24 protein-coding genes and 1 pseudogene are annotated in these 25755 nt (G+C 64.3%); 12 read left to right on the top strand and 13 right to left on the bottom strand.

The features are described 5' to 3' along the window. Positions 1–33: 33 nt before the first annotated feature. The 5 genes from H0241_RS24775 to H0241_RS24755 all read left to right on the top strand — a co-directional run bounded on the left by H0241_RS24775 (position 34) and on the right by H0241_RS24755 (position 5538). Entirely contained in the window at positions 34–1041 is a 1008-nt protein-coding gene (locus H0241_RS24775) for an aldo/keto reductase (RefSeq protein WP_181060455.1), read from the top strand. A gap of 208 nt (positions 1042–1249) precedes the next feature. Next, a complete protein-coding gene (locus H0241_RS24770) occupies positions 1250–2197 on the top strand; it encodes a substrate-binding domain-containing protein (protein WP_181060454.1) in 948 nt (315 codons plus the stop codon). 254 nt (positions 2198–2451) lie between these two features. Beyond that, entirely contained in the window at positions 2452–4017 is a 1566-nt protein-coding gene (locus H0241_RS24765; protein WP_181060453.1) for a sugar ABC transporter ATP-binding protein, read from the top strand. Then, the gene (locus H0241_RS24760) at positions 4014–5030 is read left to right on the top strand and encodes an ABC transporter permease (protein WP_181060452.1); all 1017 of its coding nucleotides are present in this window, start codon (positions 4014–4016) and stop codon (positions 5028–5030) included. The genes H0241_RS24765 and H0241_RS24760 overlap by 4 nt, the downstream gene beginning before the upstream one ends. Positions 5031–5040: 10 nt before the next feature. After that, the gene (locus tag H0241_RS24755) at positions 5041–5538 is read left to right on the top strand and encodes a GNAT family N-acetyltransferase (protein WP_181060451.1); all 498 of its coding nucleotides are present in this window, start codon (positions 5041–5043) and stop codon (positions 5536–5538) included. Positions 5539–5631: 93 nt separating this feature from the next. On the opposite strand, the gene H0241_RS24750 is transcribed toward H0241_RS24755, so the two are convergent. After that, positions 5632–5865, bottom strand: a complete 234-nt coding sequence (locus tag H0241_RS24750; protein ID WP_235984456.1) for a hypothetical protein — start codon at positions 5863–5865, stop codon at positions 5632–5634. A 306-nt stretch (positions 5866–6171) separates the two neighbouring features. Here H0241_RS24750 and H0241_RS24745 point away from each other — a divergent pair, with 306 nt between their 5' ends. Next, positions 6172–6708 carry an Hsp20/alpha crystallin family protein gene (locus H0241_RS24745; protein WP_181060513.1) on the top strand — a complete coding sequence of 179 codons (537 nt, stop codon included), beginning with the start codon at positions 6172–6174 and terminating at the stop codon, positions 6706–6708. 36 nt (positions 6709–6744) lie between these two features. On the opposite strand, the gene H0241_RS24740 is transcribed toward H0241_RS24745, so the two are convergent. The 5 genes and pseudogenes from H0241_RS24740 to H0241_RS24720 form a co-directional block, all read right to left on the bottom strand. Beyond that, positions 6745–7374: a glutathione S-transferase family protein gene (locus H0241_RS24740; RefSeq protein WP_181060449.1), complete on the bottom strand. Its 630-nt coding sequence runs from the start codon at positions 7372–7374 to the stop codon at positions 6745–6747. 88 nt (positions 7375–7462) lie between these two features. Beyond that, the gene (locus H0241_RS24735; protein WP_235984463.1) at positions 7463–8473 is read right to left on the bottom strand and encodes a LacI family DNA-binding transcriptional regulator; all 1011 of its coding nucleotides are present in this window, start codon (positions 8471–8473) and stop codon (positions 7463–7465) included. A gap of 154 nt (positions 8474–8627) precedes the next feature. After that, positions 8628–9641: a zinc-dependent alcohol dehydrogenase family protein gene (locus H0241_RS24730; RefSeq protein ID WP_181060447.1), complete on the bottom strand. Its 1014-nt coding sequence runs from the start codon at positions 9639–9641 to the stop codon at positions 8628–8630. Positions 9642–9677: 36 nt separating this feature from the next. After that, positions 9678–10447: pseudogene (locus tag H0241_RS24725) on the bottom strand (L-iditol 2-dehydrogenase). Between the two features lie 181 nt (positions 10448–10628). After that, on the bottom strand, positions 10629–11942 hold the full coding sequence (locus tag H0241_RS24720; protein ID WP_181060512.1) for an ABC transporter substrate-binding protein: 1314 nt from the start codon (positions 11940–11942) through the stop codon (positions 10629–10631). Between the two features lie 311 nt (positions 11943–12253). Between H0241_RS24720 and H0241_RS24715 the strand changes: the two genes are divergently transcribed. Together H0241_RS24715 and H0241_RS24710 are read left to right on the top strand one after the other, a co-directional pair. Next, a complete protein-coding gene (locus H0241_RS24715) occupies positions 12254–13240 on the top strand; it encodes a tagatose kinase (protein ID WP_181060446.1) in 987 nt (328 codons plus the stop codon). Then, complete coding sequence (locus H0241_RS24710) at positions 13237–14505, top strand: D-tagatose-bisphosphate aldolase, class II, non-catalytic subunit (protein WP_181060445.1); 1269 nt, start codon at positions 13237–13239, stop codon at positions 14503–14505. The genes H0241_RS24715 and H0241_RS24710 overlap by 4 nt, the downstream gene beginning before the upstream one ends. A gap of 102 nt (positions 14506–14607) precedes the next feature. Here H0241_RS24710 and H0241_RS24705 read toward each other — a convergent pair whose 3' ends face one another. From H0241_RS24705 to H0241_RS24690, 4 genes are all read right to left on the bottom strand, one after another. Next, positions 14608–14976, bottom strand: a complete 369-nt coding sequence (locus tag H0241_RS24705; protein WP_181060444.1) for a c-type cytochrome — start codon at positions 14974–14976, stop codon at positions 14608–14610. Between the two features lie 22 nt (positions 14977–14998). Next, entirely contained in the window at positions 14999–17206 is a 2208-nt protein-coding gene (locus H0241_RS24700; protein ID WP_181060511.1) for a xanthine dehydrogenase family protein molybdopterin-binding subunit, read from the bottom strand. Between the two features lie 5 nt (positions 17207–17211). Next, the gene (locus tag H0241_RS24695) at positions 17212–17682 is read right to left on the bottom strand and encodes a (2Fe-2S)-binding protein (protein WP_181060443.1); all 471 of its coding nucleotides are present in this window, start codon (positions 17680–17682) and stop codon (positions 17212–17214) included. Positions 17683–17812: 130 nt separating this feature from the next. Continuing rightward, positions 17813–18637: an SDR family NAD(P)-dependent oxidoreductase gene (locus tag H0241_RS24690; protein ID WP_181060442.1), complete on the bottom strand. Its 825-nt coding sequence runs from the start codon at positions 18635–18637 to the stop codon at positions 17813–17815. Positions 18638–18754: 117 nt separating this feature from the next. Here H0241_RS24690 and H0241_RS24685 point away from each other — a divergent pair, with 117 nt between their 5' ends. Then, positions 18755–19693: a GlxA family transcriptional regulator gene (locus H0241_RS24685; RefSeq protein ID WP_181060441.1), complete on the top strand. Its 939-nt coding sequence runs from the start codon at positions 18755–18757 to the stop codon at positions 19691–19693. 59 nt (positions 19694–19752) lie between these two features. Further along, the gene (locus H0241_RS24680) at positions 19753–20343 is read left to right on the top strand and encodes a DUF922 domain-containing Zn-dependent protease (protein ID WP_181060510.1); all 591 of its coding nucleotides are present in this window, start codon (positions 19753–19755) and stop codon (positions 20341–20343) included. A gap of 92 nt (positions 20344–20435) precedes the next feature. Here H0241_RS24680 and H0241_RS24675 read toward each other — a convergent pair whose 3' ends face one another. Beyond that, a complete protein-coding gene (locus H0241_RS24675; RefSeq protein WP_181060440.1) occupies positions 20436–21140 on the bottom strand; it encodes an SDR family oxidoreductase in 705 nt (234 codons plus the stop codon). A 130-nt stretch (positions 21141–21270) separates the two neighbouring features. Between H0241_RS24675 and gcvA the strand changes: the two genes are divergently transcribed. Further along, positions 21271–22170 (top strand): transcriptional regulator GcvA, encoded by a 900-nt coding sequence (gene gcvA, locus H0241_RS24670; RefSeq protein WP_181060439.1) that lies wholly within the window; start codon positions 21271–21273, stop codon positions 22168–22170. Positions 22171–22218: 48 nt separating this feature from the next. Here gcvA and H0241_RS24665 read toward each other — a convergent pair whose 3' ends face one another. Continuing rightward, entirely contained in the window at positions 22219–23322 is a 1104-nt protein-coding gene (locus H0241_RS24665) for a flavin-containing monooxygenase (protein WP_181060438.1), read from the bottom strand. 229 nt (positions 23323–23551) lie between these two features. Then, positions 23552–24214, bottom strand: a complete 663-nt coding sequence (locus H0241_RS24660) for a GntR family transcriptional regulator (RefSeq protein WP_181060437.1) — start codon at positions 24212–24214, stop codon at positions 23552–23554. 298 nt (positions 24215–24512) lie between these two features. Between H0241_RS24660 and H0241_RS24655 the strand changes: the two genes are divergently transcribed. Further along, the gene (locus H0241_RS24655; protein WP_181060436.1) at positions 24513–25733 is read left to right on the top strand and encodes an NAD(P)/FAD-dependent oxidoreductase; all 1221 of its coding nucleotides are present in this window, start codon (positions 24513–24515) and stop codon (positions 25731–25733) included. Positions 25734–25755 lie beyond the last annotated feature (22 nt).

The raw sequence follows: 25755 nt of genomic DNA, 5'->3' as shown, positions 1-25755 counted from the left end.
TAATTCCATTTATCCTCCCGGAGATCAAAGACAATGACCTTGAGAACCCGCAAACTCGGCAGCCAAGGGCTGCAAGTGTCGGCGATCGGCCTCGGCTGCATGGGTATGAGCCAATCCTACGGCCCGGCCGACGAGGCGGAATCGATCGCCACCTTGCACCGCGCCATCGAACTCGGCTGCACCTTCCTCGACACGGCCGAAGTCTACGGCGCCTATGCCAATGAAGAATTGCTCGGGCGGGCGCTGAAGGGCCGGCGTGACAAGGTTACGCTTGCCACCAAATTCGGCTTCCGCATCGAAAACGGCAGACAGGTCGGCCCGGAGCGCGACAGCCGGCCGGCGCATATCCGCGAGGCGCTGGAGGGCTCGCTGAAGCGGCTCGGCACCGACCATGTCGACCTCTACTACCAGCACCGCGTCGATCCGGCGGTGCCTATGGAAGACGTTGCCGGCATGATCGGCAAGCTGGTCGCCGAGGGCAAGGTGCGCTTCTTCGGCCTGTCGGAGGCGGGCGCAGCCAACATCCGCCGCGCGCATGCCGTGCATCCGGTGTCGGCGCTGCAGAGCGAATATTCGCTGTGGGAGCGCAATCTGGAGCCGGAGATCATCCCGCTGCTCAAACAGCTCGGCATCGGCCTGGTGCCGTTCGCGCCGCTCGGCCGCGGTTTCCTCGCCGGCGACGTCAAGCGCGCCGAGGATTATCCGGAAGGCGATTTCCGGCGCGGCGACCCGCGCTACCAGGGCGCCAATTTCGACGCCAATGTCGCGGCAGCGGCCACAGTGCAGGAAGTGGCGAGCGCCAAGGGGGTGAAACCCGCACAGATCGCGCTGGCCTGGGTGCTGCAGAAGGGCAATGACTTCGGCATCGACATCGTGCCCATCCCCGGCACCAAACGGCGAAAGTACCTGGAGGAGAACGTCGCGGCGGCCGCGCTGAAGCTCGATGCCGCCGAGATGGCCGCGCTCCATGCAGCACTTGCGCCCGGAAAGGTCTCAGGCCCGCGCTACAATGAGCGGGTCATGACGACGATCGACAGGTAGAGGCGCAGTCCCACCCGTTCTTGCGTAATCGATTTTCCTTGGCTAGCATCCCGCCGTCGGCGCCGGGCGGAGGAGACGTTGCGGCGGACCGGCTGGAGCGCCGTCGCGTCCCTTTGGGCGCTCACAGGACACTCCATTTTTGAATCGACGCAAGATGGTCCCGAACCGCTCCCGGTTCGGGGGTCCTGCGCTTTGTGGAGGATACCAGATGAACAGACGTGAATTCCTGCTGTCGACCGTGGCGACCGGCGCAATGGCGCTGGCCGCGCCCACGGCCTTCGCCGCCGACAAGCTGACCATACTGGGTTCGGTGCCCAATCTCGGCTTTCCGTTCTTCGTGCACATGCTGAACGAGATCAAGGCGGAGGCGCAGGCGCAGGGCGTCAACCTGACCGAAAGCGATGGCCAGAACTCGGCGCCGAAGCAGACCGCCGATATCGAGGCGGCACTGGTGCAGAAGGTCAACGCCATCGTCATCTCGCCGCTTGACGTCAACGCGCTGGCGCCGGCGATCGAGGAAGCAGTCAAGGCCGGCGTTCCCGTGGTCACCATCGACCGCCGCGTCGATGGTGTCGAAGGCATTCTCGCCCATGTCGGCGCCGACAACGTCAAGGGCGGCGAGGCCGAGGCACAGGCCATGGTGGCGGCGTTCCCGAATGGCGCCAAGCTGTTCCATCTGCAGGGTCAGCCGGGCGCCGGTCCGGCGATTGACCGCAACAAGGGCGTGCACAACGTGCTCGATCCGCTCAAGGACAAATACCAGATCATCTTCGAGCAGACCGCCAACTTCGCCCGCGCCGAAGCGCTGTCGGTGACCGAGGCCGGCCTTGCCGCCAACGGCAAGCCGGACGCCATCATCTGCGCCAATGACGACATGGCGCTCGGCGCGCTCGAGGCATGTGCTGCGCGCAACTTCAACGACGTCAAGATCTACGGTTTTGACGCGCTGCCGGAAGCACTCGTCGCCGTGCGTGACGGCAAGCTCGCCGGCACGGTCGAACAGTTCCCCGGCCAGCAGTCGCGCACCGCGGTGCAGATCGCGGTCGCCTTCGCCAGGGACAAGACCGAGCCGAAGGAGAAGCTGGTGCTGTTGACGCCGATCGTGATCGGCAAGGACAATCTCGACAAGGCGGAGAGGCTGAACGAGACGAAGTAGGGCGCTCGACGGCCGCTAGTTGGCGAGGCCGGCGGGACAGCACCCCCTCTGGCCTGCCGGCCATCTCCCCCTCACGGGGGGAGATTGAGCGTTCGACCGCTTTCGCCAACCTCCAGCGTTGCAGGAAAACGCGCCGGCAGGGACGCTGCCAATCTCCCCCCTTTTGAGGGGGAGATGTCCGGCAGGACAGAGGGGGGTGTTCAAGCTCGGCATTGGAGGCCGCATGAACTGCATTGAGGAAGCAACCTTTGTCTATGGCTGAAGCCGCCGCATCATCGCCCCCGCTCCTCGTCGTCGAAGGCGTGACCAAGCACTTTTCCGGCGTCACCGCGCTCAGCGACGTCTCGCTCGAGGTCTGGCCGGGCGAGATCCTCGGCCTGCTCGGCGAGAACGGCGCCGGCAAGTCGACGCTGTTGAAAATCCTGTCCGGCGTGATGCCGCCGTCGAGCGGCCGCATCGTCTTCGACGGCGCCGACTACGCGCCCTCCAGCCCGCAGGACGCCAAGCGCCATGGCATCGTCACCATCTACCAGGAACTCAGCCTGATCCCGACGTTGGCGGTGGCGGAAAACATTTTTATCGGCCGCGCGCCGCTCGGGCCGCTCGGGCTGGTCAGCTGGCGCAAGATGGAGGACGCCTCGCGCGCGATCATCGCTCGCGTCGGCCTCGCCATCGATCCGTCGACGCCGGTGTCGTCGCTGTCGGTGGCCGAGCAGCAGCTGGTCGAGATCGCCCGTGCTTTGTCGCTGAAAAGCCGCCTCATCATCATGGACGAGCCGACCTCGGCGCTGACCGAGACCGAGGTGCAGAAGCTGATGTCGATCATGGACCGGCTGCGCCAGGACGGCGTCGCCATCATGTTCGTCACCCATCGGCTGGAAGAGGCGTCGGCTATCTGCGACCGCATGACCGTGCTGCGCGACGGCAGGCTGGCCGGCCATCTCGACCGCGACGGCCAGCCGATCAAGATTCCGAAAATCATCGAGAAGATGGTCGGCCGCGCCGCATCCGAACTCTACGCGCGACCGACGCAGCGCGATGTTGCCGGCGCGGTCAGGCTCTCGGTGCGCGGCTTGCGGACAGTGCGCGATCCGCTGGCGCCGCATGCCATCGTGCTCGAAGGCGTCGATCTCGACCTCAAGGCCGGCGAAATCCTTGGCGTCGCCGGCCTCGTCGGCTCCGGCCGCACCGAGCTTGCCCGCGCCATTTTCGGCGCCGACCGCATCGCTGCCGGCACGATTGCGCTCGACGGCCAGCCGATCGCGCCAGCTTCGCCCGCCGATGCCATCAAACTCGGCATCGGCCTAGTGCCGGAAGACCGCAAGCACCAGGCGATCTTTGCAGCACTTGGCATCCTCAACAATTTCTCCATCGCCTCGCTTGGCCGCTACAGCAATGGCGCCGGCTTCATGGCCGAGCGGCGCGAGCGCGAGGCGCTGGCTGGCTACCGCAAGGCGCTGTCGATCCGCATGGCCTCGCCCGAACAGGCGATCGAGGGCCTGTCGGGCGGTAACCAGCAAAAGGTCATCCTGGCCCGCTGGCTGGCGCGCGACCCAAAGGTGCTGATCGTCGACGAGCCGACGCGCGGCGTCGATGTCGGCGCCAAGGCCGAAGTGCACCAGATCCTGGTGCAATTGGCAGCTCGCGGCATCGCCATCATGATGATCTCGTCGGAACTGCCGGAAGTGCTGGCGGTGTCGGACCGGATCGTCACCATGCGGCGCGGCCGCATCACCGGCGAGATGCCGGGCGTCGAGGCGACCGAGGAAAAACTGATGGAACTGATGGCGCTCGACCGGAAGCAGGAAGCGACGCAATGACCAGCACCACCGAACAGACCGGGCGTAGCGGCATCAACGTCGCGCGGCTTCTGATGAGCTTTGGGCCGCTGATGTTCCTGGCGGTGCTGATCATCATCTTCACCGTCTTGAAGCCGAGCTTCATCGACCCGATCAACCTGTTCAACATTTTGCGACAGATCTCGATCACCGGGCTGATCGCGCTCGGCATGACCTTTGTCATCCTCACCGCCGGCATCGATCTCTCGGTCGGCTCGTTGCTCGCCTTCTGCGGCATGGTGGCGGCGGTGGTGGCCAAGGGCGGCGCCGCCAACACGCTGTCGCTGTCGACCTCGGGGACTCAGGGATATGGCTGGTTCGCCGCCCTGCTTGCCGCCGTCATCGTCGGGGCGCTCGCCGGTGGTATGCAAGGCTTCGCCATCACCCGGCTGAAAGTGCCGCCTTTCGTCGTCACGCTGGGCGGGCTGACGGTGTTTCGCGGCCTTACGCTGACCATCTCCAATGGCGGCCCGATCTCCGGCTTCGACGCCTCGATGCGCTGGTTCGGTACGGGTTTGATCGGGCCGGTGCCGGTGCCGGCGATCATCTTCGCGGTCGCCGCGATCCTGTGCCACATCGTGCTGCGCTACACGCGCTACGGCCGCGCCGTCTATGCCGTCGGCGGCAATGCCGAAGCGGCAAGGCTGTCGGGTCTGCGCGTCGACCGCATCCTGATCTCGGTCTATGTCATCGTCGGCTTCTTCGCCGGGCTGGCCGCCTTCGTGCTGTCGGCAAGACTGAACTCCTCCGAGGCCGTCGCCGGCATCGGCTACGAACTGACGGTGATTTCCGCCGTCGTCATCGGCGGCACTTCGCTGTTCGGCGGCATCGGCTCGGTCGGCGGCACGGTGGTCGGCGCGGCGCTGATCGGTGTGCTGCAGAACGGGCTGCAGTTCAACAATGTCTCGTCCTACACGCAAAGCATCGTCATCGGACTGATCCTGATCCTGGCGGTGGCCTTCGACCGCTGGCTGAAGTCGCGGGTCAGGCGGTAAGGGTTCGGCGATGGTTCAGATCAGGGCGATGACCGGGAAGGATGTGGCGGCGGTGTCGCGGCTGTTGGGCGAGTCCTGGCGGCGCACCTATTCACCGATCATGGGACCCGAGACCACCGCGCAGCTTTCCGACGACAAGCATGCGCCCGAGCGGCTGGCGGCCGAATTGCTGGATGACAACAAGATGTCGTTCGTGGCCGAGCGGCCGGACGGTTCGATCGCAGGCTATGCGATGGCGGCGATGGACGATCGGGGCGACGTCCTGCTCGACCGGCTGCATATCGACAAGACCGAGTTCGGCAGCGGGCTCGCCACCGACCTGCTGCACGCCGTGCTCGCCGCCCATGCCGGCATTCCCAGCATTGCGCTGGAGGTAATCGAAGGCAACGACCGGGCGATCGCCTTCTACCGGAAGCATGGCTTCGAAGTGGTCGAGCACCGGCCTGCCGCGCACGGCGTCGGCGGCCACGCCTCGCTGATCATGCGCCGGTTGCTGTCGAGGGCGTGACGAGGGAGTGCAGAGGTGAAGAAGTGAGGAGTAACAAGGCGTGGACCGGGTACCCTCCCCACTCCCTACCCCCCAGTCCCTACTCCCTACTGCCTACTCCGCCGCCGCTTGCCGGCCGTCCTCATCCTCCGGCATGTCGAGGATCTCGATCAGCCGCGCCACTTTCGTTCCCGGCAAGGGGCGGCCCTCGTTGAGCAGCGCCTCGTCGGCACCGAGCCAGGCGAAGGCCTCGCGCAGTTCTTCAAGGCTGGCGCCGGTCAGCGCGATGTCGGCAATGACCGCCTCGTCTACCGGCCCCAACACCGAAATGATGTCGTCGCGTGTCATGATGACCTCCATGCAAAGGTGCCGGCCTGTCGTCGAGATGCACTCAGCCATAGACCGGCATCGGGAATAAAATCTGCTGCTGGATGGTATCTGGGTCTTGACTTCAGGCCGACAACCTCCAGATCGACATTTGTCGGTTTGCCGAACGGAACCGGCACAGGGAGCGCCGGCTCTTTGGCCGCCCTGCTTCGAACCCGGAGCGATGGCACGGTTCGACTTGAGAGTCTGCGGATCCAGGCTGAACACACGGATGCGGGGTTGCCGGCATCGCCTTATGTGACCAGTCGAGAAAAGGAGACCAATAAAATGGCTATTCGTGATCTCATACCCTGGGGCCGGGAAGGCAGTCAGGCCCCGAACTTCTATCGCGAAGGCGAGCGCGATCCCTTCATGACCTTGCATCGCGAGATGAACCGCCTGTTTGATGATGCGTTGCGCGGCTTCGACACACGACTGCCGTCGCTCGGCCGGGCCCTTGGCGCAAATGCCAACTGGCCGAGCTTGGAAATCTCCGACGGCGAAACCGAAATCCGCGTGACCGCCGAAATCCCGGGCATGGAGGAAAAGGATGTCGAGGTGATGCTCGATGACGGGATGCTGACGCTGCGCGGCGAAAGGCACGCCGAGACCGAGGACAACGACAAGCAGTTCTCCGAGCGCTTCTACGGCCGCTTCGAGCGGCGCATCCCGCTCGGTACCGAAGTCGAGGAAGACAAGGTCCGCGCCGCTTTCCACAATGGTGTGCTCACCGTGACGTTGCCCAAAACCCAGCGAGCCCAGGCCAGATCCAGGCGCATTCCGATCGGTGGCGACAAAGCCGGAACCGGCAAGAGCAAGCACTGACAATATCGACGCCGGGCGCCTCGCGCGCCCGGCTGCTCACGCGCCGGAATGCGGGTCGATCGCGTAGGGATGCACGGGGTAGCCCGGACCGATAGCCTCCTGCACGCGGCCGGTCCAGGCAAAGAATCCCGGATAGTCGGTCAACAGGAAGCCGCAATCCTGCGCCCGATGGCCATAGGCATAGACGGCGATATCCGCGATCGTGAAATCGTCGCCGGCAAGGAAGGGCGTGTCGGCCAGGCTGCGCTCCAGCGCGGCGAGCGTGCGGGCGCCGGCCTCGCGCTTGGCAGGGACCATCGCTTGATTGCGCTCCAGCCTTCCCGTCAATGTCCAGAAACGCAGCGAGCCGATGACCGGCTCGACATGATATTGCTCGAAGAACAGCCATTGCATGATTTTGGCGTTGGTGTAGCGGTCGGCCGGCAGCAACGGCGTGTCCTCGGCGAGATAGATCAGGATCGCATTCGATTCAGCGATCGCGCGGCCATCCTCCAGTTCGAGCACCGGGACGGCGCCGGCCGGGTTGAGCTTCAGAAAGGCGTCGGTGTGGCTCTCGCCCTCGAAGATCGAGACCATGCGGCTGTTGTACGGGATCTTGAGCAGCCCGAGCAGGACCCGGACTTTCCAGCCATTTTGCGACGGCAGATAATCGTGAAGCGTAAGCATGGTCGTCCTTTCGCAGCGGTCGCAGTCGGATTTGCACACTGCCACAGTACGCGCCACCCGATTCTTGCGGTGATGGACACGCTCCGGTTCAGGCCGAACTGCGCAGCATCAACTCGGCGTTGAGCAGGATGCGGCCGTTTGCCGGTTTGGCCGCCGGGGATTTTTCATCCAGCCGCTCCAGCAGAAGTTCGATCGCCAGCCGGCCGATCTCGTTGTAGTTCTGCGCCACCGTCGTGATCGGTGGGCAGGCATAGCGCGACAGCGGATGGTCGTCGTGCCCGGCGACCCTGAGGTCGCAATCCGCGCCATGACCGACCTTCAGACCGAGCTGATAGGCGGCGGCAAGCACGCCGAAGGCAACACGGTCGTTGGCGCAAAGCACGGTCTTCGTCGGGAAGCCTTGCCCCTTCAGGATGCGCAAAGCTTCATCGTAACCGAATTTCTCGAAATCCCACGACTGCGCGTCGGCAACAGGCGCGATGCTCGGCGTCATCTTCAATTGGTGCATGGCCTCGACATAAGCATCCTGCCGCGCCGAGGCGTTGTTGTTGACCAGCGGCATGGCGAAGTAGCAGGGCGGCTCGCCGGATCTGCAGAGATAGTCGACGATCAGCCTGAAGCTCTGCCTGTTGTCGGTGCCGACGAATGACGAGGTCTCGTCAAGCGGCGAGTCGACATAGATCAGCGGGATGCTCGATCCGAGTTCGGCCAGGATCCGGTGGTGCGACTGCACGCCGAGTGGCGCGATGATGGCGCCGGCAATGTTCATCGACTTGAAGGTCTGGATCGCCTGGTCTTCCATTTCGGCACGTCCGTCGGACGACAGCACAAACGCCAAGAAGCCGGCTTCGTTGGCGATCCGCTCGATGCGGCGCGTCAGTGCCATGTAGAACGGATCGGTCGAATTCGGAATGATGACGCCCAAAATGTTGCTGCGGCGGCGGTTGAGATTGACGGCGAACATGCTCGGCCGGAAGTCGGATTTCTTCAGCGCCGCCTCAATTGTGCCGCGCGTGTTTTTCCGCACCGAGCTAGGGTCGTTGAAATATTTGGAAACCGTGGTGCGAGACAAGCCGACAAAGGCCGAGAAGTCCTCCATCGTCCTGATCGTCTTTGCCATCCATGGGCTCCCTGTTCGAACTGCCGTCGCCACTGTCTACTTGAGTCACCTTTTCGCGGAAAGGAGGAGGACCGTTCTTTCCGGGCGCATGAGCAAGCTTGCTGCTCCATGGGCGTGGCCGCCCTGCCTTGATTTATGACTCCGCGGAAAACTGTACTTTCATCGTCGTTGGGTCGCCGCCGGCTTTGGCGAAAAACGGCAGCAGTTCGGCAAGCGGCAACTGGTGGCTGACAAGCCGCGCCATCGTGCCATCGTCGTGTTTGAGAATATCGAGCGCCTGCGGAATGTTGCGGTTGAGCGAATGCGACCCCGCCAATCGGATCTGGCGGCGGAATATCTCGAACGGTGCGACCGATATCCTGGCATCGGGGGCGCAGACGCCGAAGACGAGCGCGGTGCCGCCATCGGAGGTGAAGCCGATCATGCCCTCGACCACCTTGGCGACGCCGGTGGCGTCGGCGACGAAATCGAAGCCCCGCGCCCGTGCCGAGAGAGCCTGCGATCCCGACACCAACGGTTCCAGCCCGAGCGTTTCGGCAAAGGCGAGGCGTTGTTCGCTGATGTCGGCGACCGCCACATTCTTGACGCCCTTGGCCCTGAGCGAGAGGGCAAGCAACAAGCCGATCGGCCCGGCGCCGAAGACCAGCGCGTTGTTGGGCGCGTTCTTGCCGGCCTCGAGCCCAGCGGCACCGAGACCGTTGAGGACACAGGCGAGCGGTTCGGCAAGGGCTGCCGTGGCGAAACCGAGATCGCCGATCCCATGCAGATGGTCGACGGCAACCAAGCTGAATTCGGCAAAGCCGCCATCGGCGGTGACACCATAGGCTTTCAGGCTGACGCACAGATTGGTGAGGCCTTTCCTGCAGGCGGGACAATGCCCGCACGGAATGTTTGGATCGACGGCGACCCGGTCGCCGGGCCTGACGGTGGTGACATCGTCGGCGACCACTTCCACCGTGCCGGCATATTCATGACCGGGAACCAGCGGAAACGCCCCCTCCCCGTAGCGGCCATGCAGGACCTCGATGTCGGTGTGGCAAAGCCCGGCGGCGCGGACCCGTACCAGAACGTGCCCCGGCTTGATCTTTGGCAGGTCCAGCTCCGCCATGCCGGCAACGCCTGCGGCGGTAAATCGGATGGCCTTCATTTCAGTCTCCCTTGGCGATGCGGCTCAGAGAGCGCTTCAGCTCATCCAGTTGCCGCCATCGACGTTGTAGGTCTGCGCCAGAATGTAATCGCTGTCGGACGAGGCCAGGAAGCGGCGAGCCCGGCAATATCCTCGGGCTGCGCAAAGCGGCCGATCGGGACCGACTTCGCGACAGCGGCCTTCTTCTCGCCGGGCTTCAGGCCCTCCCAGCGGGCGAAGTGGGCGTCGACGACATCCCAATGCTCGCCGTCGACGACGCCGGGCGCGATGGCATTGACGTTGATGCCGTGCTTGACCAGCGCCAATGCCGCCGACTGCGTCGCCGAGATAATCGCTGCCTTGGAGGCGCAGTAAAGCGTCACCAGCGCCTCGCCGCGGCGGCCGGCCTGGCTCGCCATGTTGATGATCTTGCCGCCGCGGCCGCGCGCGATCATCACATTGGCCACCGCCTTCATCATGAACAGCGGCCCCTTGAGATTGATAGCGAACACCCTGTCGTAGCTCGCTTCGGTGATCTCGGTGATCGGCGCCATGTCGAAGATGGCCGCATTGTTGACGAGGATGTCGATACCGCCGAAATCGTGATCGACCTCGGCGACGATCCTGTCGATCGCTGCGAGGTCAGTGACGTCAAGCTTGATGGCGCTGGCCGAAGCACCGATCGCGGCGGCCGCCCGCGTCGCACGCTCGATGTCGATATCGGCAATCACCACGGTGGCGCCTTCGCGCGCATAGGCTTGCGCGAAGCCGAGGCCAATGCCGCGCGCACCGCCGGTTATCAGGGCAATCTTGTTCTTCAATCTCATTTCAATTTTTTCCGCGTTTCTCGAAAAGATGTACCGCCAAATGGCGGCTTTCGTCGCCTGCAAGGAAAGCACGGACCCGCTGTGGACGGGTCCGTGCATCCTCCGGGCCTGCTGCAACGGGAGGTTTTTTAGGCCCGGATCACCAGGGACGGCACACGCACGGTCCCTGGCTTGAACGCGCCTATTTGATGTAGCCAGCCTCGGTCATCGTCTTCTCCACCGAGGCCTGGGCGCCGCTCAGCACATCATCGACCGACTGCTGGCCGGTGACCGCTGCGGCAATCGCCTGACCGACCTCAGTTCCGATGCCCTGGAACTCAGGAATGGCGACGAACTGGATGCCGGTATAGGGAACCGGGTCCTTGGTCTGTTTGGTCGGATCGGCGGATTCGATCGCCGAAAGCACCGTCGCGGCGAAGGGCGCTGCCTTCTGGTAGTCGGCGCTGGCATAGGTGGACTTGCGCGTTCCAGGGGGTGCCGCAACCCAGCCTTCCGTCTCACCGACGCGCTGGACATAGGCTTTCGAAGTCGCCCATTTGACGAAGGACTTTGCTGTATCCGCTTTCTTGGTCGAGGTCGGGATGGCGAGGCTCCATGCCCAGCCCCAGGCCGAGCCGTTGGGCGTCACCGCCACCGGCGCCTTGGCGAAGGCGACCTTGTCGGCAACCTGGCTTTGCTTCGGATCATAGACGCGACCCGCCGCGGACGTGGCGTCGATCCACATGGCGCAATGGCCGGAGGCGAACAAGGTCTGGTTCTCGTTGAAACCGTTGGAGCTGATGCCCGGAGGTCCATCCTTCTTCATGGTGTCGACATACCAGCCGATCGCCTTCTTCCACTCAGGTGAATTGAGCTGCGGCTTCCAGTCCATGTCGAACCAGCGGCCGCCGAACGTGTTCACCAGCGTGCCGAGGAATGCCATGTTCTCGCCCCAGCCCGGCTTGCCGCGCAAGCACAGACCATACTGTTCCTTCGACTTGTCGGTGAGCTTGTCGGCGAATTCCGTGATCTGGTCATAGGTCGGCTGCTCCGGCATCTTCAGGCCGGCTGCGTCGAAAAGATCCTTGCGGTAGAGTGTAAACGAGCTTTCGGCATAGAAGGGCACGGCGTAGAGGTTGCCGTCGACCGTCAGGCCACTGCGGACCGGCGCGATCAGATCGTCATAGTCGTAGTCGGCGCCGAGATCGTTGAGCGGCGTCAGCCAGCCGCTCTTACCCCAGATCGGCGTCTCATAGCCGCCGATGGTCAGCACGTCGAACTGTCCGCCCTTGGTGGCGATGTCCGTGGTGACCCGCTCGCGCAGCACGTTTTCTTCGAGCACCACCCAGTTGACCTTGTTGCCTGTCGCCTTCTCCCATTCGGGCGACAGCTTCTGCATGATGATCATGTCGCCATTGTTGACAGTCGCAACCGTGATCTCCTCGGACAGGGCGGCACCCGCTGTCAGCGCCAAAGCAGCGACCGACAGGCCAAGAATTCCCATACGCTTACCAATTGGCATTTCGTCTCCTCCTTTACGAATGCGCATGTGTAAGTGAACATGCGTGCATATTTTATTGCGCTTGAAGACCGTCAAGTCAAGCCACGCTAGGCCTGATATTTGGTGTCTGGCCCAGGCTCGGCGCTTGACGACCCCGCCGTATGGCGCACTGTAAAGGCCGCACGCGCAGTAGATAAAGTGTACGTACGTGTAGTTTATGTTGACTTCGCGCTCGGCGCGATTTACCTCGGCTACAGCCGGGAGCTATCGTACGACCCGCACGCCGCCAGTGTCCCGTTCCGGCGGGGAGAGAAGGAATTGTAAGCATGAGCCTTTCGCGCCGCAGCGAGATCGCCGCCGAGGCCGTGGGGCCAACGATTGTCGCCGGCGAAATCCTGGTCGAGATCATGGCGACCGAACGGGGCTTTGGCTTCCTCGAACCGCAGACGCTGACAGGGCCATTCCCTAGCGGCGCACCGGCGATCTTCATCGACCAGGTCGGCAGGCTGGGCGGCGGCGCCGGCATCATCGGCTGCGTCGGCCGCGACGATTTCGGCACGCTCAATCTGGAAAGACTGAAGCGAGACGGCGTCGACGTCGCTGCCGTCGATATAAGCGACCGCTTCCCGACCGGATGTGCCTTCGTGCGCTATAGGCCCGATGGCGGCCGCGACTTCGTCTACAACATCGCCGAATCCGCCGCCGGCCAGATCCATCTCACCACCGCCGCACGCGTTCTGGCGGACAAAGCCGGCCATCTGCACATTATGGGATCGACGCTGTCGATTGCCGGGCTGAAGGAAATCGTCGCCTATGCTGGCAAGGCGGTGCGGGCGCGCGGCGGCTCGACCTCCTTCGACCCCAACATGCGCAAGGAGCTGATCGCCGGCGCCGATGGCGCGCTGTTTTCGGCGCTGGTCGACGATGCCGACCTGCTGCTGCCGTCCGGCGACGAATTGCTGGCGGCTGCAGGCATCGACGACGAGCAACAGGCGGTGACGGCGCTGTTTGCCCGGGGCGTCGGCGAGATCGTGCTGAAGCGCGGTGCTGACGGCTCTTCCTGGTTCGGCGCCGATGGCGCAAGGATCGACTGCGCCGGCTTTCTGGTCGAAGAAGTCGACCCGACCGGAGCCGGCGATTGTTTCGGCGCCACCTATCTGACCTGCCGCCGCCAGGGAATGGAGCCCGGCAAGGCCCTGCTCTATGCCAATGCCGCCGGCGCCCGCAACGTCACCCGGCGCGGCCCGATGGAAGGCGTTGCAGGCTTCGACGTGCTTGACCAATTCATCGCCGGCACTGCGAGGCGGACATGAGCCCGCTTGCAGGCCTCGCTACTGCCCACCGAAACGGAACGCCCTACGGCATCACCTCGATCTGCTCTGCGCATCCGCTGGTGATCCAGACGGCAATACGGCGCGCCGCCGCAAGCAAAGAGAAATACCTGCTGATCGAGGCGACCTGCAACCAGGTCAACCAGTTCGGCGGCTATACCGGCATGACGCCGGAAATGTTCGTGGCCTTCGTGCTGGAGATCGCCGGCAAGGGGCTGGACGCCTCGCGCATCATCTTCGGCGGCGATCATTTGGGACCGAACCCGTGGCGCGGCGAGCCGGCGGCGCAGGCGATGGACAAGGCCGAGGCGATGGTCAGCGCCTATGTCAAAGCCGGCTTCAGCAAGATCCATCTCGACGCCTCGATGGGATGCGCCGGCGAGCCGGCGGCGCTCGATGACGAGCTCATTGCCACACGCGCGGCGCGGCTGGCCCAAGCGGCCGAAACGGCGGCGAGAGCAATCGGTAGCGCGTTGCCGGTCTACATCATCGGCACCGAAGTGCCCGCCCCCGGAGGCGTCGATCACGCGATTAATGATCTGAAGCCGACCGAAGCGGCAGCGGCGCGGCGCACGATCGACGTTCACCGCGACATCTTTGCCCGCGAAGGCCTGACGGATGCCTTTGCGCGTGTCCTCGCCGTCGTGGTGCAGCCCGGCGTGGAATTCGGCAGCCAGAACGTGGTCACCTACAATCCCGAAAAATCGCAAGGCCTGACCGGGCTGCTCGATGAGCAACCCTCGCTCGTCTACGAGGCGCATTCGACCGATTACCAGAGTCGCGCGGCGCTGACGGCGCTTGTCGCCAACGGCTTTCCTATCCTCAAGGTCGGCCCAGGCCTGACATTCGCCTTGCGCGAGGCACTTTACGGCCTCGACCTGATCGCCTCCGAAATGGTTGCCGACTATGGCGACAGATCGCTTGCCCGGACGATGGAGCGCGTGATGGTGGCCGCTCCTGGGCACTGGCACAATCACTACCACGGCAGCGAAGCGGACCTCTATTTGCAGCGGCACTACAGCTACAGCGACCGCATCCGCTACTATTGGAGCAACCCCATTGCTGTTGCCGCCGTCGATCGGTTGCGCAGGGCGCTGGACGGCGTCGCCATTCCTGAAACGCTGATGCGGCAGTTTCTGCCGACGCTGCCGGCCAGGCTCGGACCGGCAGGCAATCCGGAGGCGATTTTCCATGCGGCGATCGGTGCGGTGCTGGCGGACTACGACGCTGCCTGCCGTGGCGGTTGAACCCGGTAACCCATCCCGCCGTCGCTTGCCACAGGGCTTGTCACGCCCGCCGTTCGCCCGGCGCCACCGGCACGAGCAGTCGCGCGTTTCAGCCGCCGGTCATCACGGAGAGCCGAGGGACTTGAGGTAGGCGATGATGTCCGCGCGGTCCGATGCCTTGGACACCGCAATTGTCATTGATGTGCCCGGTATTGCCTTGGCGGGCGCTGTCAGGAAGCCATCGAGTGTCTGTTCGTCCCAAGGCTTTGCATAGGCGATCATTGCTTTCGAATAGCGGAAGTTTGGCGCTGTCCCCGCTGGCCGTCCAAATACACCAGCCAGTCCTGGACCGACCTTGTTCTGGTCCGTTGCGGCGTGACAGGCCGCACAACGGCTGAACAGCGTCTTTCCGTGATCGGCATTTCCGTGGGCCGCAGCTGTGGAAACGATGGCCGCCGACAGTATGAGAGCGAGCGACAAGGGATGGCGCATTGCTATTCTCCAGCGGGTTGCTTCAAGCCGATTTCAGTTGCTCGGTGTCGATCGGCAGTTTGCGCAGCCGTATGCCCGTGGCGGCGAAGATGGCGTTGGTCACGGCCGGAACGATGGCCGACGTTCCGGCCTCGCCCATTCCGCCTGGAGGCTCCGTGCTGCCGACGATGTGCACCTCGACCGCCGGCGCCTCGTTCATGCGAAGGATCTGGTAGGTGTCGAAATTGCTTTGCTCGACACGTCCGTCCTTGAGCGAAATCTCGCCATAGAGCGACGCCGTGATGCCGAACATGATCGCGCCCTGGATCTGCGCCCGGACGGTATCTGGATTGACAGCGGTGCCGCAATCGACAGCACAGACGACACGCCGGACATGAACCGTGCCGTCCTTCGACACCTCGACTTCGGCGATCTGCGCCATATAGGTGGCGAAGACAAACTGCAGGGACACGCCCCGGCCAACCCGTTCCGGCAGGGGCTGTCCCCAGCCGGCCTTTTCAGCGGCCAGTTCGAGGACGGCCTTGGCACGCGGCGCGTTGTCGAGCAGAGCCAATCGATAGGCGACAGGATCGTGCCTGGCCGCAGCCGCCAGCTCGTCCATGAAGCTTTCGGTCACGAAAACATTGTGCGACGGCCCGACGCTGCGCCAGAAGGCAGTCGGAATACCCGCGGGTTCCACCTGCAGATACTCGACATGCGTATTCGCCAGACCATAGGCGAGATTGATCGCACCGTCGGTAGTGTCGGGGTCGAGACCATTGTTGAACGCAGGCGGCAGCCAGCGCGCGATGATCGACGAACCGGCGAAGCGATGGTTCCAGGCGATCGGCTTTCCCTTGCTGTCGAGGCCAGCCGATATTCGGTCGAAGAAATAGGGCCGGTACATATCGTGCTGGATATCCTCCTCGCGCGTCCAGACGACCTTCACCGGGCCGTCGACATGCTTGGCGATCTCGACGGCGCGCGTGACGCCATCGACCTCCAGGCGGCGCCCGAAGCCACCGCCGATCAGATGATTGTGGACGACAACCTTGTCCAGCGGCAGGCCGGCGGCTTCTGCCGCTGCTGCCTGGGCTCGGGCAAGGACCTGGCTGCCGACCCAGATCTCGCAGCCATCCTTGCGAACATGGACGGTGCAGTTCATCGGCTCCATGGCAGCGTGCGCGAGGAACGGAACCTGGTAGATCGCCTCGACCTTGGTGGCGGCGCCCGACAGGGCGGCGTCGACATCGCCGATATTCTCCGCAACCGGCCCCGCATTCAGCGTCGCCCTTTCGAGCTCGCCCACGATCGCGTCGGTGCCGAGCTTGGCGTGCGGTCCGTCATCCCATTCGATCGCCAGCGCCTCCAGCCCTTTCTTGGCAGCGCCCATATGGTCGGCCACGACCGCGACGGCGTCATCGAGCCGCACGATCTGGCGCACGCCCTTGACCGCCTTGGCTGCCGCGTCATCCACGCTCTTCACACGGCCGCCGAAGACCGGCGATTGCGCCAGCGTGGCGATCTTGACGCCCGGCGGCCGGGCATCGATGCCATAGACGGCCGTCCCATTGACCTTGGCCGGTGCGTCCAGACGCTTGGCTGGGGTGCCGATGAGCCTGAATTCCTCCGGTCGCTTGAGCGCCACGGTTTCGGGAGCGGGAACGGGTATGCGGGCGGCGTCAGCGGCAAGGTCACCATAGCTGGCACGCCTGCCCGTCGGCGCGTGAACTACTTCCCCGCCTTGCGCGCTGCACGATGCCGGATCGACATTCCAGCGCTTTGCCGCAGCTTGTACCAACATGGTCCTCGCCGTCGCACCAGCCTCGCGCATGGGCTGCCACGCCGCGCGTATCGCGTTCGAATTGCCGGTTGCCTGTATCCCGCCCAGTGCCGGATTTCCGTAGAGCTTTTCGTTGGGCGGCGCATGTTCCAGCCGCACCTCGCTCAGATCCACCTCCAGTTCTTCGGCGATCAGCATCGGAATGGCGGTGTAGGTTCCCTGGCCCATCTCGACATAGGGCATGGTCAGGACAATCTGCCCGTCGCCTGGGATGTGGATGAACGCATTGGGCGCGAAGCCTTCGGCGTCGGCTGCCTGGGCGTCGCCGCTCGCGAATGGCAGGTTCAGGCTCAGCATCAGACCGCCGCCCGCGGCCGCTCCTGCCTGCAGGAACCTGCGCCGGGAGAGACCGTCCGCCCATGGCGACCTATCCGTGACGGCGCCTTCGGAAATCAGCTTGTGGAGCATCATCGTCAACCTCCCTGCCCGTTCGATTGCGTGGCTTGCTTGATCGCTTCGCGGATGCGCACATAAGTCCCGCAGCGGCAGATGTTGCCGGACATCGCGTCGTCGATGTCGGCATCGGTCGGATGCGGGTTGCTGGCAATGAGCGCCGCGGCTGACATGATCTGGCCGGACTGGCAGTAGCCGCATTGCACCACTTCCCGGTCGAGCCAGGCCTTCTGGATTTCGGCGCCCGCCGCCGTCGCGCCGATTGCTTCGATCGTCGTGATCGCAGAGGTGCCAATGCTGTCGATCGACGTGATGCACGAACGGGTGGCGACGCCGTCGATATGCACTGTGCAGGCGCCGCAGAGCGCCGCGCCGCAACCGAACTTCGTCCCGGTCATGCCGAGCACGTCGCGCAACACCCACAAGAGTGGAATGTCACCTTCGACATCGACCGCCCGGTCGACGCCGTTGACCTTGATTGTGAGGGCCATAGTTTCCTCCATGCCATACGGGGGGATTCAGTGCCCGCGAACTCACCCGCCACCTTGCCGGGCAGCCTTTTTGATCGAAGATTTGCGGTCGAGAGCGTTGCGACCGGCTAGCGCAGCAGAAGCCGTCAGCTCATGGGTCGGCTGGTTCAAGATGGCCGAGGTTGTATCGGCGGGCCGGCACAGCCGTCGAAAGCTTCTCGAGCGACATCGCACGGCGCGCCGTCTCGAATGCATCCCACTGAACCTTGTCAGCCAGGGAGGGAATCGTGACGATCTCTCCCTGGTCGAGCCCGGCAAGGGCGGCGTCGACCATATCCTCCGCCGACATCACGATCTTGGTCGGCAGGTTCTTGATCGGAAGTCCGGCGATATCCCAGAATTCCGTCGCCGTCGTCCCGGGCAGGACCGCCTGGATACGCACGCCCTTGTCTGCCAGTTCATGGTGCAGGGATTGGCTGAGAGCCAGCACGAAGGCTTTGCTGGCGCCGTAGACGCCGTTCAGTGTTTCCGGCGAAATCGCCACGATCGAAGCGATGTTGATGATGGTGCCGCCGCCTCGCGCGACGAAGCCGGGTGCCGCGGCGTAGGTCAGCCGGGTAAGCGCGCTGACATTGAGCTGGATCATCTCCTCCATCTTCTTGACGTCTGAATTTAGCAGCGGTGTCGTCGCGCCGACGCCGGCATTGTTCACCAGCATGGCAGTGCCTGCATCCGAACGCAGGACCTTCTCGATCCCGGCCAGTTCCTGACTGTCGTTGAGATCGGCTGCGATCGTCTCGACCGATCGGCCTGTCTCGTCTTTCAGGCGTTGGGCCAACACCGCGAGCCGGCTCCCGTTGCGGGCAACAAGGATCAGGTCATAGCCGCGTCTGGCCAGACGGTCGGCATAGACCGCGCCAATGCCTGAGGAGGCGCCGGTAATCAGCGCCGTGCCCTTGCTTTCAGTAGCGCTCATATTTTGTCTCCCTGTCTTCCAACGAGCCGTCGGTGTTTGCCGGGGGAGATTAGGCTTGTGACGACGAGGCCCAAATGTCATATAACCGACGTTTTAGGACATTGTGCGAGGGTCCCCATGCAACGCATCGGCTTCGTCGTCTCCCCCGGTTTCCGGGTGATGAGCTTTGCGGTGGCCTCGGCGTTCGAATTTGCGAATTTCGAAATGGGTGAGCCTGTCTATGAGGTGCACCTGCTGTCCGAGACCGGCGGTTCGGTCCGCACCTCGCTTGGCATGAGCGTCGCCACGGAGCCGTTCGGCGCTGCGAATTTCGATACGCTGATTTTCGGCCGCGGCACCGAAGCGCCAACGCCGGGCCTGATCGAATTTGCGCGGCAAGCGCCCGCGCGATGCCGGCGGATTGCGGCGACCTGCCTCGGCGCCTTCATTCTCGCCGAGGCGGGTCTGCTCGACGGCCGTCGCGCGACCACGCACTGGAACCGCGCCCGCGACTTGCAGGCCCGGTTTCCGAAAGTGAAGGTGGAGGAAGACCGTATCTTCATCGTCGACGGCCAGGTATGGACCTCAGCCGGAATGACCGCCGGGATCGACCTGGCGCTGGCGATGGTCGAACAGGATCTCGGCGCAGACGTTGCTCGTGCGGTTGCCAGGCAACTGGTCGTCTATCACCGGCGCGCCGGTGGTCAGTCGCAGCATTCGGCCCTGTTGGCGCTGGCGCCCAAGTCCGACCGTATCCAGAACGCCTTGGCCTATGCCAAGCGCAATCTCGATACGCCGCTGACGGTCGGCGAGCTTGCCGAGGCGGCGCATCTCAGCCCGCGCCAGTTCAGCCGTGCCTTTCGTGCCGAAACCGGCCAATCGCCGGCCAAGGCGGTCGAGAATTTGCGGGTCGAGGCCGCCCGGCTGATGATGGAGCAGAGCCGCCATTCCATCGACATTATTGCCCGGCAAACGGGCTTTGCCGATCGTGACCGCATGCGCCGCGCCTTCCTGCGCGCCTTCGGACAGCCCCCTCAGGTGATCCGGCGCAACGCCCGTGCGGAGCTGGTGGCCTGAATGCCACGATGCGCTTCCCCACGCTCATGATGCGTCCGATCGGAAAGCTTCGCTTGGTCATGAGACCCGGCATTCTGTTCGCCCTGCTGGCGGCCTTGCTCGTTGCCACGCCGGCGCGCGCCGACTGGAAGCCGGTCGAGAAGGTCGAAACCTATGCCATATCAGGGCAGAGCGGCCCCGATCTCTATGCCTCGATCGGCGAAGCGGGGCCGTTGCTCGGCAAGGGCCGGGTCATTGCGCACACCAATTTCAAGCTGACCTGGACCAGGGACTACAAGCCGCAAGGTGGCGCCTGCGTGCTTAAATCGGCGCGGCCGAAACTCATCATCACCTACACCTTGCCCAAGCCGGCCGCGCCGCTGGCCCCTGCCGTGCAGAAGAGCTGGGAGATTTTCGCCGCCGGGCTCGCCGCCCATGAAAAGGTGCATGGCGCGGCCATCGTCGAGATGGTGCGCAAGATCGAAGCGATAAGTGTCGGCTTGACTGTCGCGGACGACCCCGGCTGCAGCAAGATCAGGACCGAACTGACCCGGCAACTCGCCGAAATCTCGCTGGCGCAGCGGCAGGCCAGCCGGGACTTCGACAAGGTCGAATTCGGTCCCGGCGGCAATCTGCGGCAGCTGGTCTTTAATCTGATGACCGGGAAATAGAGCCCATCGCGAACCGATTCAGGATGGCGCTCTATCTCTCTGTTTGACCACGATCTTTCGCGATCTGGCGATCACGCCTTGAGCCGCCTTGATCAGATGGCGCGGATGATGCCGCCGTCGACGCGGATGTTCTGGCCGGTGATATAGCCGGCGCCTTCAGATGCGAGGAAGGCGATGGTGGCGGCGACTTCCTCCGAAGTGCCGTAGCGCTGCATCGGCACGCTGTCGCGGCGCTCCTCGGTGGCCGGCAGGCTGTCGATCCAGCCGGGCAGCACATTGTTCATGCGCACATTGTCGGCGGCGTAGGTGTTGGCGAATATCTTGGTGTAGGCGGCAAGGCCGGCGCGGAACACGGCGGAGGTCGGGAACATCGGGCTCGGCTCGACCACCCAGGCCGTCGAAATGTTGATGATGGCGCCGGCCTTCTGCTTGACCATCTGCGGCGCCACGATGCGCACCGGCCGGATGACGTTGAGCAGGTAGACGTCCATGCCGGTGTGCCATTGTTCGTCTGATATCTCGAGGATCGGCGCGCGTGGCCCATGGCCGCCGCTGTTGACCAGCACGTCGATGCGGCCGTAGCGCTCGAGCGTCAGGTCGGCGAGGCGCTGCAGATCGTCATTCGACTGGTTGGAACCGGTGACGCCGAGGCCGTCAAGCTCCTTGGCCAGCGCCTCGCCCTTGCCGGAGGACGACAGGATCGCAACCTTGAAACCGTCCGCCGCCAGGCGCTTGGCCGCTGCCGCGCCCATGCCGCTGCCACCAGCGACGACCACTGCCACTTTTTCTACACTCATGAAGATTTTCCTTCGCGGGTTGGCGGGACTCTGAAAGCCCATGTTTCCGACGTTCGAGCAATGCTATAACTGGTTTTGCTCTCTGGTTCGAACCAGAAAGCCTGAAATCAAGCTGTAGAAAAACTCCTGCATGCCCGAAGCCTTCCTGAGCCTGCCGCCGTTGAATGCGCTGCGCGCCTTCGAGGCCGCCGCGCGCCATCTCAACTTCCGCATCGCCGCCGAGGAACTGAACGTGACGCAAGGGGCGGTGGCGCAGCATATACGCGGGCTGGAAGCCGATCTCGGCACAAAACTGTTCGAGCGGCTGCCGCGCGGCCTGGCACTGACCGACGAGGGCCGCGCCTACGTGCCGAACATCCGCCGCGCCTTCGACCTGATCTCGGAGGCCACCTTGCTGCTGCGGCCCGAACCGGCGCGGCTGACCATCAGCGTCACGCCGAGCTTTGCCACCAAATGGCTGATCCCGAAACTGCCGGAGTTCGTGGCGCACAATCCGCTGGTCGACCTCAGGATTCTCGCCAGCGAAAGCCTGTCGAGTTTTCAGGCCGATGGCGTCGACATTGCGGTCAGGCAAGGCCGCCCGCCCTTCGGTGCCGGCCTGATGGTCGACCTTTTGTTTCCGCAGCAGATCGTCGCCATCTGCAGCCCTGCCCTGCTGCCGGCCGGTGAAAACGAGATCGTGCCGACCGACATCCAGCACCACGTGCTTTTGCACGACGCGCACAATCTATGGCCGGAGTTCATGGAAAAGGCACTCGGCCTGAAGATGGCCACAGAGGCAAAACGCATGCGCTTCAATCAGACCAGCCTGGCGATCGACGCGGCCATTGCCGGCCAGGGCATCGCGCTGGCCAGCCGCTTCCTCGTCGCAGCCGACATTGCCGCCGGCCGGCTGGTGCAGCCGCTCGATGCAGAGATGCGCGGCACGCAGGATTTCTATGTCGTGGTGCCTCGCAAACAACGGCACCCCGAGCCGACGCAAGCGGTGCGGCAATGGCTGCTGGATGAGGGGGCGGTGAAAGATAGCTGATCTCCCCCCTTGCGGGGGAGATTGGCAGCTTGGCCGACAGCGCTTCTTTCACCCACGCCGCGCAATGTCGGCCGCCACTGCAATCGCCTCGCGGCCGATTTCCCGCAACAGACCGGTGACCGGGTTGTAGAAGCCGACGAGGTAGAGGCCGAGCTGCGAGGCGCGGGCGTTGACGCCGCTGCGTTCCGGCTGCAGTTCGGCTGGAACGAATTTCTCGTAGCCCGGTCGGTAGCCGGTGGCGAGGATGACCGCGTCGAAGTTCTCCCGCCTGCCATCGGTAAACTCCGCGCCGTGTTCGGCGAAGCGCGCGATGTCGGGAGCGATCTTGATGGCGCCTTTGGTGATCGCGTCCACCGTGCCGACATCGATGACCGGGATGCGCCCGACCTCGTCGATCTGCTGCAGGATGCCTTGCCTGGGCCGGACGATGCCGTATTTGTCGAGCTTGCCCAGGGCGAAATCGAGAATGATCGGGAACATCCAGTCGTTCAGCGCCTGCGGCATTGGCCGGCTGGCGATGCCGACCATCTGGATCGGCACGCCGAACAGTTGGCGCGGTACGATGTGGACGCCCTTGCGCACCGAAATGGTAGGCTTGGCGCCGCTTTCGGCGAGGTCGAGCGCGATCTCGGCGCCGGTGTTGCCCATGCCGACGATCAGCACCGAGCGGCCGACAAAGGGTGCGGCTTGCGTATAGTCGGCGCTGTGCAGGACCTCGCCCCTGAAGTCCTCGATGGCGGCAAGCTTGGGAACGATCGGCTCTGCATTGTTGCCGCTGGCAATGACGACATGGCGCGCTGTCAGGCTATCCGATTCCGCCTCGACCAGAAAACCGCTGTCGTCGCGGCGAATGGATCTCACCGTCACGCCGAAGCGCGGGCGCAGATCGAATTTTTGCGCGTAGTCGTCGAGGTAACGGACCACCAGTTCGCGCGGCACGTAGCGCGGATAGTCCCTGGGAAATGGCTGGAACGGCAGCGAAGAGAACGACTTGACCGTATGCAGATGCAGCCGACGATAGTGCCGCCGCCAGGCGGGCGCCACCTCCCGGGCTTTTTCGAGGATGACGAAATTCACCCCTGCCCGCTTCAGGCAGGCGCCGACCGCAAGGCCGGCCGGGCCGGCGCCGACAATGACGACAGTGGTGTCCAAGCGATTCTCCTCCCGCCGGCTGGCTAAAGCTATGCGCGGAGGCACAGGCGGGACAAGTGGGGGCGCCTTCCCTTCTCCCCTTGTGGGAGAAGGTGGATCGGCGCGATAGCGCCGAGACGGATGAGGGGTGTTCCAGCGGAGTGAGGCCTTGGCGTTCCCTGGAACAACCCCTCATCCGTCGCCTTCGGCGACACCTTCTCCCACAAGGGCAGAAGGGGGAGCGAACTTCTCACCCCCTCCTGAGCATCCCGGCCTTGGCCAGCGTCTCCATGCCATCGCAGAGATGTTTCTTCAGCACACGCACGGCTTCCGCCGCGTCGCGCTTGCGGCAGGCGGCGAGCAGTTCGCGGTGTTCGGCCTGCGAGACGCCGCGATAGTCGAGGCTGGACAGGAGCATGCGGACATAACGGTCGGCGGCATTGTGGTGCGCTTCGATCAGGCCGAGCAGCCGGGCGTTGCCGCAGGCGCTGTAGAGCGCCAGGTGGAAGGTCCGGTTCAGCGCACCCCAACGGGCGACATCAGGCTCGGCGTCGATGCGGGCGAGCACCTGCGCTGCCTCGTCGAGCTTTTCACTGCCAAGCGTTGGGACAGACAGGCTGAGCGCCTGGCTTTCGAGCAGGTCGCGCAACGCAAAGATCTCCCTGATCTCGGTGGCGTCCATACGGGCGACATGCGCGCCCTTGGTCGGGTGGATCTGCACGATGCCTTCGGCCTCGAGCTGGCGCAGCGCGTCGCGGATCGGCATGCGGCTGAAGCCGAAGCGCAGCGCAAGGTCGTCCTGGCGGAGCGCCGTGCCGTCCGCCAGGCTGCCATCGGCGATCGCCTCGCGCAGCACATTGGCAACTTGTTCGGCCACCGTCTGCGGCCGCTGCATTTCGGCAAATCCACGCATGCGATCCCCTCCTGCCAGCTGCTTCAGCGGCTTCTGCCGCCAACGTCATGGGCGCTGCCCTTCATCCGCCTGCCGGCGCTAGACGTTCGAAAGCCAGGCGATTGGCTCTTCATCCGTACGCGTACACTCCCAGATTGTGACGGAGAGAAGGCCAAAGCTCCTGCCCCAGCGCTCGCTCCCCAATTCTTCACGGGAGAGGTAAACGGCAGCGCCGACGACAACCTTACACAACAAACATGAGCTTGCGCGAATATATGTATTTCGTATACTGGTATACGAGACACATAGGGAGGAGATCGTGGCGCAAACCGCTTCCGCCATTGGCACCCCGGTCGACGCTATCGTCATCGGCGGCGGCATCGCCGGCTGCACGCTGGCCTGGGAACTGGCGTCCAGAGGCGTCAAGACGCTGATCCTGGAGCAGACCCTGATCGCGGCCGAATCCTCAGGGCGCAACACTGGCACCTTGCTCAGTGGGCCGCAGCCGGAGGTGGTCGAAATGCTCGATGCCTGCGCCGCGATCTATCAGGAGCTTGCCGCCGGCCCGGTGCCGTTCGAGTTCGCGCGGATCGGCCATCTCTTGATCTCGGAAGACGAGCAAAGCTTCGACGCGGCGGCCGCTGTTGCCGAGCGCTACCGCGCCGCCGGGGTCACGATGGACAGGATCAGCGGCGCGGATCTGGCGCGCGAGTACAAGCGCATCGGCTTCAACGTCGCTGGCGGCTACCATGTCGGCCGCGCCTGGACGCTGGAGCCGATGGGCGCAACGCATGCCTTCGCGCACGCGGCGCGCGAGGCGGGCGCCAAAATCCGCACCGGCCTGCGCGTCGCCCAGATTTTTTCGCGCAACGGCAAGGTCGAGGGTGTGCTGACCGACCAGGGCATCATCCCGGCCGATCTGGTTTTCATCGCTAATGGCCTGTGGATGTCCGACCTGCTCCGGCGCACCATCGGCGATGGACCGTTGCCCGGCCTGCCCTTCACCGCCGGCCGCGGCTGGCTGATCCAGCTCGGCAAGCTCGATTTCGAGTTGCCGTGGATCGTCGAGGAACTGACATGGCCGGACCAGGAGGAACTCGGGCGGCGCATGAGCCTGTCGGGCCTCGCCGATGTCGCGGCCCAGCGCGACGACCAGCCGGCGGTGGAGGCGATCTGCCTCAACCCGATGCGCGGCGGCGACGCCAGGCTCGGCGCCTCGCTGCAGCCGGCCTTTCGCGATCTGGTGCGCAACACCGATATGGCTGCCCGCATCGCGGCGCGCACACTGCGCATGCTGCCCGGTCTCGGCTCGCCCCGGGTGACGAATGTCTATCCCGGCAACCGCCCGATGCTGTCGGACGGGTTGCCCGTCGCCGGCCGGACTGCGGTCGAAGGGCTGTACTTGCATGGCGGAATGGGCTCGATCGGCATGCACGCTGCCCCCGCCACCGCGCGCTGGCTGGCAGAGGCTGTGCTTTCAGGCGACGGCAATCCGCAGCAGGCATGGCTCAGGCCACAGCGATTTGCGGGATGGGGCTGACCGGTCTTCACAACTGGCGAAT

Origin of the sequence: Mesorhizobium neociceri, from assembly GCF_013520985.1 — a bacterium.
GTDB lineage: Bacteria > Pseudomonadota > Alphaproteobacteria > Rhizobiales > Rhizobiaceae > Mesorhizobium > Mesorhizobium neociceri.
This window is presented reverse-complemented; position numbering and strand designations above follow the sequence as displayed.